The organism is Asticcacaulis excentricus CB 48, assembly GCF_000175215.2.
Classification (GTDB): Bacteria; Pseudomonadota; Alphaproteobacteria; order Caulobacterales; family Caulobacteraceae; genus Asticcacaulis; species Asticcacaulis excentricus.
Map to the genome: position 1 here is coordinate 105155 of NC_014817.1, position 19247 is coordinate 124401.

Here is a 19247-nt window from a genome sequence, read left to right on the forward strand (position 1 = left end):
CATGAGTAAGGGTCTTGTCGGAAGGCGTCTGAAAAATTGTCTGCCGGTGCCACAGACAGGGGCTTCAAGGTCGCGGTCGCGCCGTTTCGGCCGATGCACTTGTCCACAGACGCATGAGTGACGGACCCAGTCGGCGCGTATCGGCTGAAAAAGTAGCCATAGGGCTGCAGGGCTTAGGCAAATCGCAAGTTACAGGGCGTGCCACCTCAAGACCGTGAAGGTTTTGTGTGACACTTTTCTGACGAGCCTTAGGCCTGCCGTTGTGTGTGTGGGGATGGTCAAAGGGGAAAAAGGGCTGACGCCCGCAGCAAACACGCTCAATTTGACCAAGGGGATATGGCAATGAACAGCAAGCATACTTTGTTAAAATATTATTTGTTGAGCGTGTCGGCCCTGGCCGGCCTGATGACGGTGCCTGTTCAGGCACAGGACGTCGCCGCGACAAGCGAAGAGCCGACGGAGATCATCATCACCGGTGCGCGTGACCTCGGCGGCGTCAAGCAAAAGCGCTCGACTTCCAGTGTCTTTGGCATCGACAAACCGCTCGTCGATACGCCACGTGCGGTGACTGAAATTTCCGACAAGCTTTTGTCGCGCTACTCTATCAAAAATGTCTACGACTTCACGGCCGTAGCCGCCGGCACCTATACCGGATCCTATTTTGGCGTCCCGGGCAGCCTGAACATCCGCGGCACCATGGCCGACAATTACTATAACGGCTTTCAGGGTTTGTCGAACTTCGCCAACTATCCGACCCCTGTCGACGCGACGTCCTCAATCGAAATTGTGCGGGGCCCGACCTCGCCGGTCTATGGGTCTGGGCAGGTCGGCGGCTTCATGAACTTCATCCCGAAGACCGGCTATGGCGAGAACACTAAGTACGTCAGTAAGACGGGCGGTGACGTGTCGGTCACTGTTGGCAGCTATGGCGAAAAAGTTCTGACGGGGAACCTGTCTCTGCCCGCAAACTGGGGCACTAATGACGCCGGTTTGCATCTGTTCGCCAAGGTTGAGGATTCGGACAGCTTTTACACGGGCATGCACCCGAAGTCCGAAGTGGCGCAGATTTCCTTTGCCAGCGCACTCGGTGAAAAGTGGTCTTTGGAGACAAGCTATCAGTTTATCCACTCGGATGGCTATCTGAAGAATATTGGCTGGAACCGCGTCACCCAGCAACTGATCGACGAAGGTCTTTATATCTCTGGCCGTCCGATCGCCAAGATCAACAATGGTTCGACCCCGTTCATCACAGCCGGGCAATTCTACGGCACGGCAGGGGGCTCCACGCTTCTTTACACCGCGCCGGCCTTTGGGGTTACCCCCACTCCGAACAACTTCACCAAGCTGGATCCGGCGACGGTGAAGCTGGTCAAACTGTCACCGCGCACCACTTTCATCGATGAAGGCGTCGATCTCAACGAAGCGACGACCCACACACTCTATGCCGGTGCATCGCGCGAGCTTCTCGGTGGCAAGCTGAAGATTGAGGGTTTCCTCAATACGCTGGATTCGAAAAACTACCAGAGCTACGGTTTCGGCAGCCAATATATGTCGACACTCAGCGAACAGCGTATCAGCTATTTGAAAGAGTTCGAGACTGGCCCCATCGAATGGAAAACGGTATCGGGCGTTAGCCACCGCTTCACCCATGCACACGTCCAGGGGTCGCTCAACGACTTCGTCATCTCCGAAGACCGCCGCGATCTGAGCGTTGGGCCAACGCCTGACGACCGCTTTAACAATCCGTTCGTCGCAGGCTACAAGTGGGCGACCGATGTGACCACCAAGATCCACAATATGGGCCTGTTCACCTTGGCCGATGGCACATGGGGTCCGGTCAGCCTTACGCTTGGAGGGCGTGCCGACGAATATCAGGTCAATGCTCTGAATATCGGCACCGAGGTCGGCGTAACTCGCGCGCGCCGTAAGGATGAGAAGAACGCCTATAGTTACAACGCATCCCTAGCCTACAAGTTCGACTGGGCGACGGTCTACACCACCTATGCCCGCGCCAAGTCGCTGCAGATCGATCAGGGCGGTGGACTCGCGCCGGCCCTTATTCTCAACGACGCTTATCTCGGCGGATCGCGTCTGCGCGAAGTGGGCGCCAAGACCTCGCAGTACGGCGGTCGCCTCTTCGCCTCGATCGCGGCCTACGATCAGGACCGCTCGTATCTCTCGACCCCACCGTCAGGCGTCCAGACGGTTGTGGCGCTTCGCACCCAGGGGCTTGAGGGCGAGCTGCGCTGGCTGGTCACTGAAAGCTTCGGCCTGACGGCAACGCTTACGAAGCAGAAGACCAAGATCCAGCCGACCGCCGGCAACGGCTTCTTTATTACGGTTCCCTCGTGCCTGGCCGGGATCGCTTGTACCGACGGCTACGGCGGTTACGCCTTCTCAAATGCCAACCTTTATCCGCAGCTTAAAGGCGGATACTACCTCCATGCCACGCCGGAAACCAGTGGCTCGCTGTTTGCCACCTACGACGTGCGCGGAAAATGGGGCGTGACCGGTGGCGTGACCTATGCGTCGGAAACGGGCGGCTTCCTGCCCGGTGCCATCGTCCTTCCCGCTTACACGCTGGTCCGCGCCGGTGCTTACTATATCTCCGGTCCGTACCGCTTCGACTTGAACGTCAACAATCTGTTGGATGAAGAATATTTCCTCGCCAATTCCGATACGGATGCCAATGCCAACGTGCTCCCAGGCATCGGACGTACCGTCTCGTTGAAGGTCAGCCGTACGTTCTGACCGTTTGTCAGATCACGGCCACAGCAATCTGTCCGGCTGAGCGGATCGGGGGCATCCCCCTGATCCGCTTAACCGCTTTTCTATGCAAGGGTTCTCATATGTTCAAACGCGTTGGTGTACCGCTTTATCTGCTCATGGCCTCCTCGGCCCTGGCGGGGCCTGTTGTGACGACCAGTGCCGGGCGCATCGAAGGGACCAGCGAAAACGGCGTCTCACGATATCTCGGCATACCTTTCGCCACCCCCCCGGTCGGTGATTTACGCTGGCGTGCACCTCAGCCCGTCAAACCGTGGAGTGGTCTGCTCGAAGCACGCAGTTTTGGACCCGATTGCGTGCAGATGGATATGGAAAACCCGCCAGGGCCAGGCTTCGTCAATCCAGAGTCCGAAGACTGCCTCTATCTCAACGTGTGGGCACCCGAAAATACGTCAGGCCGCAAGCGCCCCGTGATGGTGTGGATATATGGCGGCGCCTTCATCATGGGGGCGGCGTCCTACCCCAGCTATGACGGCACGGCCTTTGCCAGGCAGGACGTCGTCATGGTATCGTTGAACTATCGTGTAGGCCGCTTCGGCTTTTTCGCTCACCCCGAACTGAAAGGCGAGGGGGAGGATGTCGGCAATTACGGTCTGATGGATCAGATCAAGGCGCTGGAATGGGTGCGCGATAATATTGCCGCTTTTGGGGGGGATCCCGCCAATGTCACGATCTTCGGCGAGTCGGCGGGGGCCTCCTCGGTCAACTTCCTGATGGCGTCTCCGAAGGCGCGCGGTCTGTTCCACAAAGCCATTGCCCAGTCCGGCGGCACCAACGGATTCGTCAAGCCGCTCGACAAAGCCAGGGCCGACGGGAAGGCGTGGGGGGACAAGAAGGGGGCAACCACGCTGGCCGCCTTACGCGCTCTTCCGGCGGCCGCCGTGCTTGATGCGCCCGTACTCGTGCCCGAAAGCGTCATAGCCGACGGCCAGATCGTCCGTGAATCGACACCGGAGGCCTATAAGGCCGGTCATGTCGCTGACATACCCTATCTGGTCGGGGCAAATGATTACGAGGAAAGTCTGATCCGCTGGCTGCCGGGGGCGGAGAAGAAGCTAATCGAGAGTCTTGGGACCAAGGGCGAGGGCGTGGTGAAGCTCTACATGGCAGACGGAACGGCGCGTGAAATAGCCGAAAAGCGGCTATGGGGCGAATACGCCATGACCCTTCCTGCGCGATGGCGCGCGGAGCAGACAGCGCAGAATAAGGGCAAGGTCTGGCTCTATCGCTTCTCTTATGTACCAGAGACATTGCGAGCCAAAATGCCAGGAGCCGGGCATGAAAATGAGATCGAAATGGTCTTCGATATTCGTCAAAGCCGCACTCAGCGCCACGTATGGACCGCCGCGGACCTGACGATGGCCAGAACCATGAACCGCTACTGGGCCAATTTCGCCAAGACCGGCGACCCGAACGGCGACGGGCTTAAAAACTGGCCGCGCTATACGGTGAAGTCGCGTGCGCTGATGCACTTTGCCAAAGATGGCATTGCCCCCGCCATCGATTTTGAAAAGGCGCGGCTGGACGCGTTGGAAGCGGCCACTGTTAAATAAGAAAAAGCGCCTCTGCGATGACCGCAGAGGCGCTTTCTTCCTATCTGGTACGCTTAGGCGACTTCGCGCATGAAGGCGTCGATCTGCGCAGGCGTTGGGGCGGCGTCGGCGGAGGCACGCGATACCGACAAGGCCCCGGCGGCAAGCGCATAGCGCAGGGCCAAAAGCCATTTCGCGCCGCCGGCCAGTTGCGAAACCAGCGCGCCGTTGAAGACATCACCGGCCCCCGTGGCGTCGACGGCAGAGACCTTATACGCGGGCAGGTGCACCAGCGTGCCATCGACCAGTGCGGCGCAACCACGGCCCCCTAAGGTGACCAGCGCCCGACCGGCCCCCGCCTTGATCAGGCTGTGCAGGGCCGCGTGCAGCGCCGCATCACCCAGACCGTCTATGCCGCTCAGCTGCGCCAGTTCGGTCTCATTGGGCGTGACGACATCGGCCAGTGGCAGAAGGCTAAGGGCGGACGGGATGATCGGGGCTGGGTTCAGCACGGTAAGGACGCTGTGGGCACGGGCGATTTCGAGCGCGCGGCGAACCGTTTCCAGCGGTACCTCAAGCTGCACCACAAGGGCGTCGGCTTCAACAATGAGGTCGGCGGCGGCTTCGACGGCTGCCGGCGTAAGCCCGGCATTGGCACCTGGCGATACGGTGATCATGTTCTGACCGTCGCGGGCGACCAGAATGTGCGCCATGCCGGTCGGTAACCCGGCAAGAGTGCTCACGTGGCTGACGTCCACACGGTTGTCGATGAGGTGTTGCCGGGCCTGGGCGCCGAACACATCATCGCCGACCGCACCGATCATGGCCGTAAAGCAGCCCAGTCGCGCCAGCGCGACGGCCTGATTGAGGCCTTTGCCGCCAACCGCCTGTCGCGTCTCGTGGCCCATGATAGTTTCATTAGGTTTTGGCAGCAGATTGACGCCCAGCGTCACATCCATATTGAGGCTGCCGACAACGACGATCTTACGCGACACGGTCATGGTGGTCTCCTGATCTCAGCGTCTCAGCTAAGACCATTACCACCAAGGGTCTTGTCCAGGCGCGCACGACCTCTTGCTGCGACCGTGTGCCGCGGATCAGTGCGTGAACAGGGCTTTTCGGATGATGGCGTGTGCGCCCCAATTGCCATTGACCATCTGAGACACGCCGAAATCGACCCCGACCGAAAGAAGCGAAACCGCTTCGTCTTCGGTCAGGCCGCGTGTGGTCATAAGGAAGCGCCGGGCCTTGCGGAACGCATCGCGCAGGGCCCCCTCGACCGAGGCCTTCTTGTAGATGTCGCTCTGCGCCTTATCACCCAGTTCGCGTAGATAGTTGGGCTGTGAAAAGCCCATCACAATCCATTCGTCCTTCGTTTCGATCAACGGGTAGTCGAGATCGCGTAAAGGGTCGCGTTGAGCCGACTTCGGGTGCAGCACGATCTGCACCAGGGTGGTCATCGAACATTCGATGGCCGTGCCGCAAAGCTCGGAATCGCCCTGAGAGGCGTGGGGGTCGCCCAGCGACAACAGGCCTTCGGCGACATTGACCGGCAGGTAGATCGACGCGCCGGGTCCCAGACGCCAGTTGTCTATATTGCCGCCGAAATTGGCGGGAGGCACCGAATCGATCAGACCGTCGTGCGCCGGGGCCAGGGCGACGAACCCAAAATGCGGACGCACGGGCACCTCGACATTGCGCAACACGTCGAAATTGCGCTCAATCGTATCTGGATCGATGACAACGCCCGGATAGTCGTAGCGGTCGTGACGCGTGCCAAAGGGATCGGTCTGAGGTGTATAGCGGAAATTGTACACCGCATGGGCGCAACAGCGCTCATGGCCGGTTTCCACCTCATAGATGGTGACCACTTCGCGGGGCTTGGGGTCTTCCAGCAGGTCGTTATAGTGAAAGCCCCAGTAGGCCGCGACATTGCTGCCGAAGCTGCGCCCGGCGAATTTCGGGTTGTGTGAGGGGCGCGTTTTGATCTCCAGAAACCGGACCTCAACAATATCGCCGGGCTTGGCCCCGGCAATGGCGATCGGCCCGGTGCAGATATGCACCCCGAAGCCTTCGCCCGCGCCGCGTCCGACCGCCGAGGCATCCATAGGGCCCGCGCCGCGACGGTCTACGGTCTTTTCGTCCGCCGTCCAGTGATAGACGGCTTCGGCACCGGCATCCCCTTCGATCATGCGCTCGTAATCGTCGCCGGCATGGTGTGTCAGGGTTTCGATAGTGACGTAATCGCCCGATTGCACCCGTAACGCCGGTTTCAGGTGTCGGCTGAGATAGCCCCAGTGGATGGTCTCTGGCGTCGCCGGCAGGAGGTGGTGGCGTACGCTGCGCTGAGGGTAGACCTCCGCGACCTCCACCGCTTCGACACCGTCTTCGAGAGCGTCTTCGCCTTCGTCGCTCAAGGCCAGGTCTTCGCGGAAACGGCTCTCTTTCGATTCCTGTGGGCGACCGCGGCGTGGGGCTTCTGCGCTGTCGTGGGCCGGGGGAGATTTGCGGTATTCGCGCGGCGAAATGCCGTACTGTTCGCGGAAGGCCCGGCTGAATGAGGCGGAGTCATTGAAGCCCCACTGAAACAGGATATCGGAGATTGACTTCTGCGCATGGAGAGGGCTCAGCAGATCCATCCGGCAACGCTCCAGCCGTCGGAGCTTAACGTAATGACCAAAGCTTTCATTCACGCTTTCGAACAGCTTTTGTAAGTACCGCATGGATATGCCGTGCTCGGCGGCGACCTGTTGCAGATTCAGATTTGGATCCGACAGGTGCATTTCGATCGTCTGAAACACACGCTCCAGCAACATGGCGCGTGCGCCGGCCGCCCCGCCCAGAGACTTCGAAGGGGCATCCTCCATCAGGGCGGTGAGGAGGAATTCGGGTAGGCTGAGTTCGACCGGACGGATACGATCCGTATTCAGCTCGTTGATGGTGTCGGCGACGGAACGCAACATCCCCGACAGGATGCGCCCGGCGCCGATGTCGCTCGCGATTGGGTTGATGCCGCCGGGCAAGGGATTGCGCACGCGCAGCGACAGGAAGCTTTTGGGTATCGTCACCAGCAGAAAACGGTGATCGCGGTGGAGGTCGAGACCCGCCACAGCATTGCCATCGCCAAAGATCAAACCACCTTCCGCGACGACCGTCACCTGACCGCCGTCAGTGAGCCGCAGATCGCCTTCAAGCAGCGAGAGCAGCCACACCTGATCGGCGCGCTCGGTCATGTCGATTTTAAGGATCTGAGGCGTTGAGGAAACGCAGATGAATTCCAGCTTTTGCTGACTTTGATAGCTGGCCAGTTCGCCATAGGCCGTGTCCGCGTTCATCGCCTCCAGTAGGATGGATTTGCGTTGCAATGCAAAACGCCAGGAGTCCCAGCGCTGCTCCTTAGGATAGGCATTGGTCGTAAAGCGCAACATGTCAGATCCCTTGCCCCGGTGCGGGCATTGACGGTCAAAAGCCATGCAAAAGGCTTTTCTGGTAACGATTTCTTTGAAATGTCAGGAAGCAAAGACTGCGTTGCGGCCGATAACGAGAAGCCTTCGTTCCGTTGGGTTATTGACAGGGCAAACGGAAAATCCGTCAATCCTGAACAGCTTCTGTGCGCGTACAGACAAGACGTCGTGCGGCAGTGCAACATGGCTTCGTCAAAAAAGCGTCACAGCGGGAGATACACGCGGGCCGATAAAAGGGGGGTGAAAAGGAGGCCCCTCCCGCCGTGACCACCGGATTAAGTCCGGTAATCACGCTTTAGGATTTGAACACGGCTATCGTCTTGATCACAGGCGCTTCAAAACTTGCGCCTTCGGTTGTTACCTCAAGCCCATCCTGTAGGTGCAAGTCTACAGGCAACTTTCAGTGCCTGCACCGACAAGTCATCCGCAGGAGGTTGCGCCTATGCTGTGACAGCGTCTGACTATGCGGAGTTGTGTCATGAGTGCGGATTTGAGGGTGCGGGTAGAAGCCATTGTGGATACGGGCCCCGCGGGCGAAGCGGGGGCTGTGCGCGTTTTCGATTTGCGACCAATAGACGGTCATTCCCTGCCGGCATTCGAGGCGGGTGCTCATATCGATATCGTGGTGCGCGAAGGACTGGTGCGGCAGTATTCACTTTTCAATGCGCCGGATGAGACCCACCGCTATATGGTCGCCGTCGCGCTGGACGCCGCCACGCGCGGGGGCTCGAAACATCTACATGAATGGGTCGAATGCGGCGACATCCTGATTGTCAGCGCGCCGCGCTGCCACTTTCATCTGGTCGAGGACGCCCCGTTTTCCGTGTTTATCGCAGGCGGTATCGGCGTTACCCCCTTATGGGCGATGGCGCAGCGACTGCTGGCCTTGGGGCAGCCATTCAGTTTTCACTATGGCGCACGTAAGGCGGCAACCGCGCCGCTGCTCGATACCCTGCGTGAGACCTTGGACACCAACGGCATTGCATTCGAAACGGCTTTCGAGGCCGATGGCGGGGCACGGCTGGATCTGGCTCGGATTATCGCAAATGCTCCCGAAGGCACTCACTTCTATGCCTGTGGACCCAGGGGCATGCTGGATGCCTATGTGGCGGCGGGGGCAGTGCGGCCATCCGAAACCATTCATTTAGAGCGCTTTGCCGGTGCGTCCGAGGCCGTCACGGAAGGTGGTTTCGAAGTCGAACTGGCGCGCACGGGCGGCGCGTTCACCGTGCCTGCGGGGCAGACCATCCTTGAGACCCTTAAATCGCATGGGATCAATGTGCCGCACTCCTGTGCGGAAGGCATTTGCGGTGCATGCGAATGCAGGGTCATTGAAGGCACACCGGATCATCGGGACAGCGTCCTGACCGATGCCGAAAAAGCCTCCGGCCAGACCATGATGGTCTGTTGTTCCGGGGCGAAGTCTTCGCGCCTCGTGCTCGATTTGTAAGGGGCACAAAATGGCTGCACCTCGCAAACCCCTCATTCAGGGCCTGGACCCGTTTATCGTCCTTATGCTGGGGCTGGTGATCCTGGCCAGTGTTCTGCCGGTCCGGGGACGGGCTGCGGTGACAATGGAAGTTGTTACCGACGCCGCCATTTTTCTTTTGTTCTTCCTGCATGGAGCCAAGTTATCGCGCGAGGCTGTCGTCGCGGGGTTGGCCAACTGGCGCGTTCACCTGCTCGTGCTGGCGACGACCTTCATTCTATTTCCGCTAATCGGGTTGGCCTTAAACGCCACGCTGGCGGCTTGGATCGCCCCGTCGCTCCTGAGCGGCTTTCTATTCCTGTGCCTGTTGCCATCGACGGTACAGTCGTCGATAGCCTTTACCGGGATCGCCGGAGGAAATGTCGCAGCAGCCGTTTGCAGCGCCTCGCTGTCGAATCTGCTGGGTATCGTTCTGACACCTATACTGGCCGGCGCTCTGATGGCCGGTACCGCCGAACACGTTGGCGGTGTGTCGTTCGATGCGGTTCAGAAAATCGCCTCGCAATTGCTTCTGCCTTTTGTACTTGGCCACTTGTCACGACCATGGACCGGCGGTTTCATTGATCGGCACAAGCTATGGATCGGACGTGTGGATCGAAGCTCTATCCTTCTGGTCGTCTACACCGCTTTCTCGGCTTCGATCGTCGAGGGATTGTGGTCGAAGGTGAGCGTTGGCGATCTGGTTGCGGTGCTGGTGGTCGCATGTGGTGTGCTTGCCTTGATCCTAACAGGCACGTGGTATGTTTCAGGATGGCTCGGTTTTTCACATAAGGATCGTATCGTCATTCTGTTTTGCGGTTCTAAAAAGAGTTTAGCCTCTGGTGTGCCCATGGCCTCTATACTGTTCCCGGCTTCGGTTCTCGGCCCAATTATATTGCCGTTGATGGTTTTCCATCAGATCCAACTCATATCCTGCGCAGTTATTGCTCAGAGACTAAACATGAAAAATGGCCCGGTAAATTAACGCTGATCATTTCTGTGGTTCGACCACGTAACCTCGTAAGGCTCTGAAGTTGACTGACTGAGCCCGTTGATTGTCTTTGAAAATATTTTTCAAAACTCGCTTCAATCATGGCTGTGGCCGTCGTGCCGGGCGAACCATATTCGCATACCACAGAGTGAATGTTCCCATACACATTCAAAGGCCTGTCCTATGACTTGTGCGCTGGGAACTCCGCGATTGGTAGGTTCCCGAAGGACTCCGATCACCCTTCACGTCGGTCAGATGCGGCGTAAGCGTGATAGGAGATTTGACCCTAAAGCCTGATCTTGCACTGAAAGCGCGATTGTGGTTCGCGCGCATCAGGACAAGTGTGGTGACGCCAACGAAATTCCTCATCGGTCAGATCGGTCTGGTCCTCGGGATTGTCATCCTTGGGATGTGGGCATCGACGCAATGGGCGGCGCATCAACTGGCCTACCAAGCGCAATTGGGCGCGCCGTGGTTTCGAGTGTCAGGCTGGCCGCTTTATCGCCCCTGGCAGCTATTCGTCTGGTGGTTTCAATATGAAGCCTATGCGCCGGCTGTTTTCCATCGCTGTGGCCTTATGGCGGCATCAAGCGGCGGGCTGGGTTGCGTTGCGGCTGTGGCTGGGTCGTTATGGCGCGCCCGTCAGTCGCGACGCGTCACGACCTATGGCTCGGCGCGTTGGGCATCTTTGGATGAGGTGAGCAGAGCGGGTGTTCTCCGCGAACGCGGTGTTTTTCTGGGTCGGCTCGGCCCGGACTATCTGCGCCATGATGGCCCGGAACACATTCTGGCGTTTGCGCCTACGCGGTCAGGTAAGGGCGTCGGGCTCGTGGTGCCGACCCTTCTCTCATGGACCGGTTCCGTCATTGTCCATGACATCAAAGGCGAAAACTGGGATCTGACAGCGGGGTGGCGGTCGAGGTTCTCCCATGCCGTCCTGTTTAATCCGACTGACCTGCGCTCAGCACGCTACAACCCCCTTCTGGAAGTGCGCAAAGGCATCAATGAAGTGCGCGATGTTCAGAATATCGCCGACATCCTGGTCGATCCGGAAGGGTCGCTTGAGCGGCGTTCCCACTGGGAAAAAACCAGTCATTCCCTGCTGGTAGGCGCCATTCTTCATGTGCTTTACGCTGAACCGGATAAGACGCTGGCCTGCGTGGCCCGGTTCCTCTCCGACCCCGACCGCTCTCTGGTAGATGCAATGAACTGCATGCTTGCCACCAATCATTTAGGGGGCGAGGGGGAACCGCCGCGTGTGCATCCGGTCGTCGCGTCGGCCGCCCGGGACATCCTCAACAAAGCCCCGAACGAACGCTCAGGTGTGCTCTCGACAGCCATGTCCTTCCTAGGCCTCTATCAGGATCCGGTCGTGGCCGCGACGACATCCACCTGTGACTGGCGTATCGCGGATCTGGTCAACGCCGAGAGCCCGGTGTCCCTCTATTTGGTGATCCCACCGTCAGACATTTCGCGCACCAAACCTCTGGTCCGTCTGATGCTGAATCAGATCGGGCGTCGGCTGACCGAACGGCTCGAAGGTGATCCCGCCAAGCGCAACCGTCATCAATTGTTGATGATGCTTGATGAGTTCCCGGCTCTCGGCCGTCTCGACTTCTTTGAGACCGCGCTCGCCTTCCAGGCCGGCTACGGCATCCGGGCCTATCTGATTGCGCAATCCCTGAACCAGATATCGAAAGCCTATGGAGAGAACAATTCCATCCTCGACAACTGCCACGTCCGAATTGCGTTTTCCTCAAATGACGAGCGGACAGCCAAGCGCATATCCGATGCACTCGGCACCGCCACCGAACAGCGCGCCCAGCGCAATTATGCCGGCCACCGTCTGGCACCCTGGTTGTCTCACGTCATGGTCTCGCGTCAGGAAACGGCACGACCACTTCTGACGGCGGGGGAAGTGATGCAACTGCCACCGAGCGATGAGCTTGTGCTGGTCTCCGGTTTGCCGCCCATCCGGGCCAAAAAGCTGCGCTATTACGAGGATACGAACTTCCGCTCTCGCCAGCTGCCGGCGCCCGTCCTCAGCACAGACTCGTATCGGGACGTGCCACCTTTACGGCCTAACGACTGGGAACATCAGATCCGTTTCACTGATGCTCGCCTGATCGCGACACTATCCGTGGCCAATGGGGATGTCCCTCAGTCGGATACGATCAATGAGAGTGATACTGACTCCGCGGGTCACGACGTCAAACCCGCGTCTGTCGATGCCGAGGTGACCGCCCCTGGCACCACAAACGAGGCGGAAGCCGCTGGCGACTCCCAGCATTTGACGCACCTACGAACGATAGCCGCCATCACAAAGGCCGGGTGCGTCAGAGAGCAAGCAAAAACTCTGGCCAAAGGCCGAAAGGGAAGCCGGGGGAAGTTGGCCGGTAAGGAGAGCCAGACCCACGATTTGTTCGTGGAGCAGGGAGGTGTCGCATGACCGCTAAAAAGGTTCGACATCAATTGTTCCTGGGCCCAGAGGTCAGCGCGCGTTTAGAGACGCTGGCCGCTAAACCCGGCATGAACAAATCCGCGATCCTGTCGGATGCCGTAACCGCGTGGCTTGAGCGCCGTGCCTCCAACGAACTTGACGCGCATTTCGGCAAGCGGCTGGACCGTCTGTCCGTGCAGCTGAACCGTATGGAGCGCGATCAGCTTATCCTACTTGAAAGCCTCGCCCTGTTTATCCGGCTCACGCTTCTGCGGGATGCCCATTTGCCAGAAGCCGACGCGGCCACCCGTGCGCTGGCACGCGCGCGCTACGAGGGCTTTGTCGCGCAGGTCGGCCGTATAATTGCCACCGGTCAGTCGTCGCTCAATCCCACCTCTTCCAGGGAGGGCGAGTGATGGACCCATTATCGATATCCCATCAGCGCCTGCGGGCCATGTTGCGGACCGCCATGGGGGAGGGGCTGGCCGCCGCCCTGGCCGATCCCGCCGTGTTTGAAATTCTCGTCAATCCCGATGGCACCGTCCGCTTTGATCGGGCCAGTGAAGGACGGGTGTTGTGTGACCTCATGATGCCTCCGGCAGAGGCCGAACGGATTATCCGCCTGGTAGCGAGCCATGTCCGTACTGAGATCCATCCAGACTCCCCCATCGTCAGTGCCGAATTGCCCATGTCTGCCGATGGCACGGGCGGAGAACGCTTCGAGGGCCTGTTGCCGCCGGTCTCGCGCGGCCCGTGCTTCTCGATCCGCAAGCCCGCCTATCGCCTCTTCGGTCTCGAGGACTATGTGTCGGCCTGCGTCATGACGAAGGCTCAGGCGGAGGTCTTACGGCGCGCGGTGTGTTCGCGCCAGAATATCCTCGTGGCCGGCGGCACAAGCTCCGGCAAGACGACCCTGACCAACGCCCTTTTGGCAGAGGTCGCCGCCCTGGGTGAGAGGGTCGTATTGATTGAGGACACGCGCGAACTGCGCTGCGCAGCGGAAGATGTCGTCGAATTGCGCACCCGGCCCGGTCATATCGCCTTGGGTGATCTCGTCCGCTCCACCCTGCGTCTGCGGCCTGACCGCATCGTCGTCGGGGAGGTGAGGGGGGCGGAAGCGCTCGACCTTCTCAAGGCCTGGAACACCGGCCATCCCGGCGGAATCGCGACGCTGCACGCCAATTCGGCCAAAGGGGCCCTGTTTCGCCTGGAACAGCTCGTTCAGGAAGCCGTGACCCATGTGCCGTCGGCCCTCATCGCCGAAGCCGTAGACGTCATCGTGTTCATCCGCGGGGCCGACCCACAGACCGGCATCCCTCGCCACGTCGCTGAAATCGTCGGGGTCGATGGCCTCGATGCCTGCGGCGGTTACGTCCTTCGCCCGATGCTTCCACTCGGGGAAGAGCCTGGTATCGCGCGTTCAACCCTTATGGAGATATAGATGTTCAAAACCCTGTTTCATTCGCCGGTGCCGGGTTGGCGACCGGACGCCCTCGAAAAACCACTCGCCGCTTTGGGGCTGTTGGGCCTTTGGATCGGTCTGTCCCCCGCCGCACAGGCAGCGGGCTCGGGCATGCCGTGGGAAGGGCCGCTTCAGCAGATCCTCGACAGTGTCCAGGGGCCCGTCGCCAAGATCATCGCGGTCATGGTGATTATCGTCGCGGGCCTGACCCTGGCCTTTGGCGAGACCTCTGGCGGCTTCCGCAAGCTCGTACAGATCGTCTTTGGTCTGTCGATCGCCTTTGCCGCCTCCTCCTTCTTCCTTAGCTTCTTCAGCTTCGGTGGGGGGGCCGTCATCTGATGGCCAGCCGCGTCGAGGGCTTCGATGTCCCCCTGCACCTATCCCTCACGCAACCCCTGCTGTTGGGTGGCGCGCCACGGACCCTGGCGATTGCCAACGGGACCGTGGCCGCCGCCCTAGGCCTCGGCCTGCAGATGTGGCTGCCCGGTCTCGGCCTTTGGCTGATCGGGCATACCCTGGCCGTCTTTGCCGCCCGTTACGATCCCGATTTTGTGCCTGTCCTCCTGCGCCACCTCCGCCAGAAAGGCTATTTCGCATGCTGAATCTGCGCCAATACCGCCAGACGGCCGATCGTTTGTCCGATCATTTGCCCTGGGTCGCACTCGTCGCGCCGGGCGTCATCCTCAACAAAGACGGCAGCTTTCAACGTACGATCCGCTATCAGGGCCCGGACCTCGAAAGTGCCACGCCCGCCGAACTGGTCAGCGTCACCGCTCGTGTCAACAATGTGCTGCGTCGGTTCGGAACCGGCTGGGCGCTGTTCTTTGAAGCCCGCCGCGCCCCGGCCATGCGCTATCCGGCACCCGGTGCCGAAACCGGGATAGCCCGCCTGATCGATGAAGAGCGCCGCGCGGCCTTCGAAGGGGAGGCCGAGGCGCACTTCGAGAGCCAATACTATCTGACCTTCGTCTTCATGCCTCCCGCCGATGTTCTGTCTCGCGCCAGCCAGGCGCTGATTGAGACCCCTGATACTGAGCCGGGAACAGAGACGCGCCGGGACTGGAAACGCGAACTTCAGATGTTCGTCAATCGCACGAACGCCGCTATCGATCTGTTGGCCGGGATCATGCCGCGGGTCGAACCGTTAGACGATGCAGAGACCCTGACCTATCTGCACAGCACCGTCTCAACAAAGTCCCATCGCGTGGCCGTGCCCGCTATCCCCGTTTATCTTGACGCCATCCTTGTCGATACGCCGCTTAACGGTGGCCTGTCGCCCCGGCTGGGTGAACAGCATATCCGCACCATCACGGTACTGGGTTTCCCAAACCACACCCATCCGGGACTTCTTGATGCCCTGAATCATCTGGCCTTCGGCTATCGCTGGACAACCCGCTTTATTGCGCTCGACAAGGAAACCGCCGTCAAAACCCTGACCAAGGTGCGCCAACAGTGGTTCAACAAGCGCAAGTCCGTCACCGCCATGCTGCGCGAGGTGATGTATGCGCAAGCCTCGCCTCTGACCGACACCGATGCCGACAACAAGGTGGCTGATGCCGACGCGGCCCTTCAGGCACTGGGCGGCGATCACGTCAGCTTTGGCTATCTCACCACGACGATCTCAGTGTTCGATACTGACGCCCACATGGCCGATGAAAAGGTCAGGGTAGTGGAGCAGGCGGTAAATAGCCTGGGCTTCACCACGTTTCGGGAGACCCTGAACGCCGTCGAAGCATGGCTTGGCTCACTGCCCGGGCACCTCTACGCCAATGTGCGTCAGCCGCTGATCCACTCGCTCAATCTGGTTCACCTGATGCCGCTCTCAGCTGTCTGGGCGGGGCCTGAGCGCAATAGCCATCTCGATGGGCCACCCTTGCTGCATGCGGTGAGTTCGGGGGCAACGCCGTTCCGCCTCTCGACCCATGTCGGTGACGTTGGGCATATGATGGTTCTGGGGCCAACGGGGGCGGGCAAGTCGGTCTTGCTGGCTTTTCTGGCGCTACAGTTCCAACGCTATGCGGGGGCGCAGACTTTCATTTTCGACAAGGGCGGCTCGGCAAGGGCCGCCGCCCTCGCTATGAACGGCAAGCACCATGCCCTCGGACGAACCGCAGCCCTGTCGTTTCAGCCCTTGTCTATGATCGACGATCCGGACGAGCGTACCTGGGCACTGGAATGGATTTTAAGCCTTCTCCTCAATGAGAAGGTCGAGGTGACCCCTGATATCAAGGCCGCCGTTTGGACCGCGCTCAATAATCTGGCAGCGGCCCCTATGGGCGAGCGCACCTTGACCGGGCTAAGTGTCCTGCTCTCGTCCAATGCGTTGAAGCAGGCTTTGGCTCCCTATACGCTTGAGGGCGCTTACGGGCAGTGTCTGGATGCGGACTGCGATGGGCTCGATCTGGCGCCCATCCATTGTTTTGAGACCGAAGACCTGATGGGCGATGCCGGTCTGGTGGCCCCTGTCCTGACCTATCTGTTCCACCGACTGGAAGCCCGCTTCGATGGGCGGCCCACGCTACTGATCCTTGATGAGGCCTGGGTCTTTCTCGATAATCCGCAGTTTGCGGCCCGCCTTCGGGAATGGCTTAAGGTCCTGCGCAAGAAGAATGTCAGCGTGGTGTTTGCCACCCAGTCTTTGGCCGACATCGCCGACAGCGCGATTGCCCCCGCCATTATCGAGTCCTGCCCGCAGCGGCTCTTCCTGCCCAATGAGCGCGCGGCCGAGCCGCTCTCGCAGGCGGCCTATCAGCGCATGGGTCTCAATGCCCGCCAAATCGAGCTGATCGCTCAGGCCATACCCAAACGCCAATATTATCTGCAATCTCGCAAAGGAAACCGACTGTTCGATCTGAACCTCGGCCCGCTCGCCCTGTCCGTCTGTGCTGCGGCGTCGCCCGAGGATCAACGCTTGATCGATAGGGTGGTGGAGGCCGAAGGGCCCGAACAGTTCGCCCCCGCCTATCTGGCGGCGCGGGGTTTATCCTGGGCGGCCGATCTCCTGAAACCTCCGTAGGCGCCTTACCCGTCACACCCCTGATCATTTCCGATCCACTTTGAGGCCAGCCGCAGCAGGTCACGCCCTCCCTTTGCCCATATTCGGAGTCTTCCCATGTCCCACAACGCTTTGCGTCGCTTCTCCATCGCCCTGATGATGGGCGCGTCGCTCGCGGGCCTGTCTGCGCCGGTATCCGCCCAGATCGCTGTCTTCGACCCGACCAACTACACCCAGAATATCCTGCAGGCGACGCGCGCCCTTCAGACAATCAACAACCAGATCCAGTCGCTGCAGAACGAAGCACAGATGATCCGCGACATGGCGACCGAGTTGAAGCGTCTCGATGTCTCCGCATTGCTGAAGCTCAACAAGGATATCGCCGCAATCAACGACCTGATGAAGGAAGCCAAGGGCATTGCCTTCACGCTGTCACAGACGCGCGCCGCGCTTAAGGCTCAGTTTCCGCAGGGCTACGATTTATCGATCTCAGGCAGAGGGTTATCGGCGCAAGCTGACGCCCGTTGGCACAGCGCCATGGATGCGTTTCAGCAGACGCTTCTGGTGCAATCTCAGATCTCGGAAGCCCTGCAGTCTGATGCCGGTACGCTGAATGATCTGGTTCGCGCCTCAGAGTCAGCCGACGGCGGCTTGCAGGCCCAGCAGGCGGCCAATCAGCTGTCCGCCCTTGTGGCCAAGCAGCAGATGCAGATCACGGCGCTGATGGCCGCCCAGTACCGGGCCGAAGCGCTCGATGCAGCAAGGAAGGCCGAAGGGGAGGCCGCCGCCAGGGCGGCTACCCGGAAGTTCCTCGGTTCCGGCAAGGCCTATACGGCGCAGTAAGCGCGACAAATCAATCGCTTGGCTGGGTATTCCTCATGACCGATCTTAACATCATCGATTCCTTTCTGGCGACCTTCATCGCCTATATCGACTCCGGGTTCGGTCTGCTCCGCGGTGATCTAGTGAGCCTGACGAGCCTCCTGATCACCATCGACGTGACGATTGCCGCCCTCTTCTGGGTGCTGGACGAGGAAAGCCAGCTGTTTGGCAAGCTCATTAAAAAGGTCCTCTATGTCGGGGCCTTTGCCTACATCCTGAATAACTTCCAGTCTCTGGCCAATCTGATCCACCAGTCCTTCACGCAACTGGGCCTGAATGCCAGTGGTGGCAGTATCGCCGCCGGGGATTTGCTCAAACCTGGACGTCTGGCTGGCATTGGGTTTGAGGCGGCCCACCCGTTGCTGGAGCAGGTGGCCGATCTCATGGGGCTCGACACGGTCCTCGCCAATCTCCTGACCATCGTCGTGCTCCTGATCGCCTGGCTGATCGTCCTTCTGGCCTTTTTCGTTCTGGCCATCCAGCTTTTCATAACGGTGCTGGAATTCAAGCTGACCTGCCTCGCGGGGTTTGTACTCGTACCCTTTGCCTTCTGGAACAAGACGGCCTTCCTCGCTGAACGCGTGCTTGGCAATGTCATCACGTCCGGGATCAAGATCATGGTGCTGGCGGTCATCGTCGGTATCGGAACGGGATTTTTCGCGCGCTTTGTTGGGGCGCTCGATGGCGCAGAACCCGACATCAATCAGACCATGACGCTCGTTCTGGCCGCACTGACCCTATTGGGGCTCGGCATCTTCGGCCCCAGTATCGCGTCGGGTCTAGTGTCTGGCGCGCCGCAACTGGGCGCGGGCGCTGTTCTTGGAACCGTAGGGGCTGCGGCAGCGGCAGGCATGCTGGCCGGCGGTGGCGCTTTGGCGGCGGCGCGCCTGGCGGGAGGTGCCGCCGGTGGCACCTCGGCCGTTCAGGCCGCCTCAAGCATGGGCAGTGCGTCCGGCGGATCAACCGGTGGCGCGTCGGTCTCTGGAGGGGCGGGGCCAGCGCCAGTCCCACCCTTCTCATCGCCGCCAACATCATCAGGCGGAGGTGGCAGAATGGCTACGGCAGCAAGCGCATCCAAGGCTCCAGAGCAAGCCCAACCCGATTGGGCGAAGAAGATGCAGCGGGAGCAGAGGCTGCGCGGTCATCTGCATGCGGCCCAGACAGCCCTATCCGCTGGGGACCAGCCCGTCGCTTCCGCCAACCCTGACATCACTCAAAAGGAGTAG

The 19247-nt window shown here is 60.1% G+C and carries 14 protein-coding genes; 12 read left to right on the forward strand and 2 right to left on the reverse strand.

Annotation, left to right across the window (positions count from 1 at the left end; translation table 11 throughout):
- Positions 1–342: 342 nt before the first annotated feature.
- Together ASTEX_RS12215 and ASTEX_RS12220 are read left to right on the forward strand one after the other, a co-directional pair.
- Positions 343–2751 (forward strand): TonB-dependent siderophore receptor, encoded by a 2409-nt coding sequence (locus ASTEX_RS12215; protein ID WP_013479948.1) that lies wholly within the window; start codon positions 343–345, stop codon positions 2749–2751.
- Between the two features lie 98 nt (positions 2752–2849).
- Entirely contained in the window at positions 2850–4340 is a 1491-nt protein-coding gene (locus tag ASTEX_RS12220; RefSeq protein ID WP_013479949.1) for a carboxylesterase/lipase family protein, read from the forward strand.
- A gap of 53 nt (positions 4341–4393) precedes the next feature.
- Here ASTEX_RS12220 and ASTEX_RS12225 read toward each other — a convergent pair whose 3' ends face one another.
- Both ASTEX_RS12225 and ASTEX_RS12230 read right to left on the reverse strand, forming a co-directional pair.
- Positions 4394–5320: a ribokinase gene (locus ASTEX_RS12225; RefSeq protein ID WP_013479950.1), complete on the reverse strand. Its 927-nt coding sequence runs from the start codon at positions 5318–5320 to the stop codon at positions 4394–4396.
- A 96-nt stretch (positions 5321–5416) separates the two neighbouring features.
- Positions 5417–7747 (reverse strand): acetamidase/formamidase family protein, encoded by a 2331-nt coding sequence (locus ASTEX_RS12230; RefSeq protein WP_013479951.1) that lies wholly within the window; start codon positions 7745–7747, stop codon positions 5417–5419.
- Between the two features lie 514 nt (positions 7748–8261).
- Here ASTEX_RS12230 and ASTEX_RS12235 point away from each other — a divergent pair.
- The 10 genes from ASTEX_RS12235 to trbL all read left to right on the forward strand — a co-directional run bounded on the left by ASTEX_RS12235 (position 8262) and on the right by trbL (position 19247).
- A complete protein-coding gene (locus tag ASTEX_RS12235) occupies positions 8262–9233 on the forward strand; it encodes a PDR/VanB family oxidoreductase (protein ID WP_013479952.1) in 972 nt (323 codons plus the stop codon).
- A gap of 10 nt (positions 9234–9243) precedes the next feature.
- Positions 9244–10236, forward strand: a complete 993-nt coding sequence (locus ASTEX_RS12240; protein ID WP_013479953.1) for a bile acid:sodium symporter family protein — start codon at positions 9244–9246, stop codon at positions 10234–10236.
- Positions 10237–10588: 352 nt separating this feature from the next.
- Positions 10589–12691 (forward strand): conjugal transfer protein TraG, encoded by a 2103-nt coding sequence (locus tag ASTEX_RS12245; protein ID WP_083805619.1) that lies wholly within the window; start codon positions 10589–10591, stop codon positions 12689–12691.
- The gene (locus tag ASTEX_RS12250) at positions 12688–13098 is read left to right on the forward strand and encodes a hypothetical protein (RefSeq protein WP_013479955.1); all 411 of its coding nucleotides are present in this window, start codon (positions 12688–12690) and stop codon (positions 13096–13098) included. The genes ASTEX_RS12245 and ASTEX_RS12250 overlap by 4 nt, the downstream gene beginning before the upstream one ends.
- Positions 13098–14123 (forward strand): P-type conjugative transfer ATPase TrbB, encoded by a 1026-nt coding sequence (gene trbB, locus ASTEX_RS12255; protein WP_013479956.1) that lies wholly within the window; start codon positions 13098–13100, stop codon positions 14121–14123. The genes ASTEX_RS12250 and trbB overlap by 1 nt, the downstream gene beginning before the upstream one ends.
- Positions 14124–14483 (forward strand): TrbC/VirB2 family type IV secretion system protein, encoded by a 360-nt coding sequence (locus ASTEX_RS12260; protein WP_013479957.1) that lies wholly within the window; start codon positions 14124–14126, stop codon positions 14481–14483.
- Positions 14483–14746, forward strand: coding sequence for a VirB3 family type IV secretion system protein (locus ASTEX_RS12265; RefSeq protein ID WP_013479958.1), 264 nt, complete (start codon positions 14483–14485; stop codon positions 14744–14746). Before ASTEX_RS12260 ends, ASTEX_RS12265 begins: the two co-directional genes overlap by 1 nt.
- A complete protein-coding gene (trbE, locus tag ASTEX_RS12270; RefSeq protein WP_013479959.1) occupies positions 14740–17160 on the forward strand; it encodes a conjugal transfer protein TrbE in 2421 nt (806 codons plus the stop codon). Before ASTEX_RS12265 ends, trbE begins: the two co-directional genes overlap by 7 nt.
- Before the next feature lie 96 nt (positions 17161–17256).
- A complete protein-coding gene (trbJ, locus tag ASTEX_RS12275; protein ID WP_013479960.1) occupies positions 17257–17982 on the forward strand; it encodes a P-type conjugative transfer protein TrbJ in 726 nt (241 codons plus the stop codon).
- 35 nt (positions 17983–18017) lie between these two features.
- Entirely contained in the window at positions 18018–19247 is a 1230-nt protein-coding gene (gene trbL / locus ASTEX_RS12280; protein ID WP_013479961.1) for a P-type conjugative transfer protein TrbL, read from the forward strand.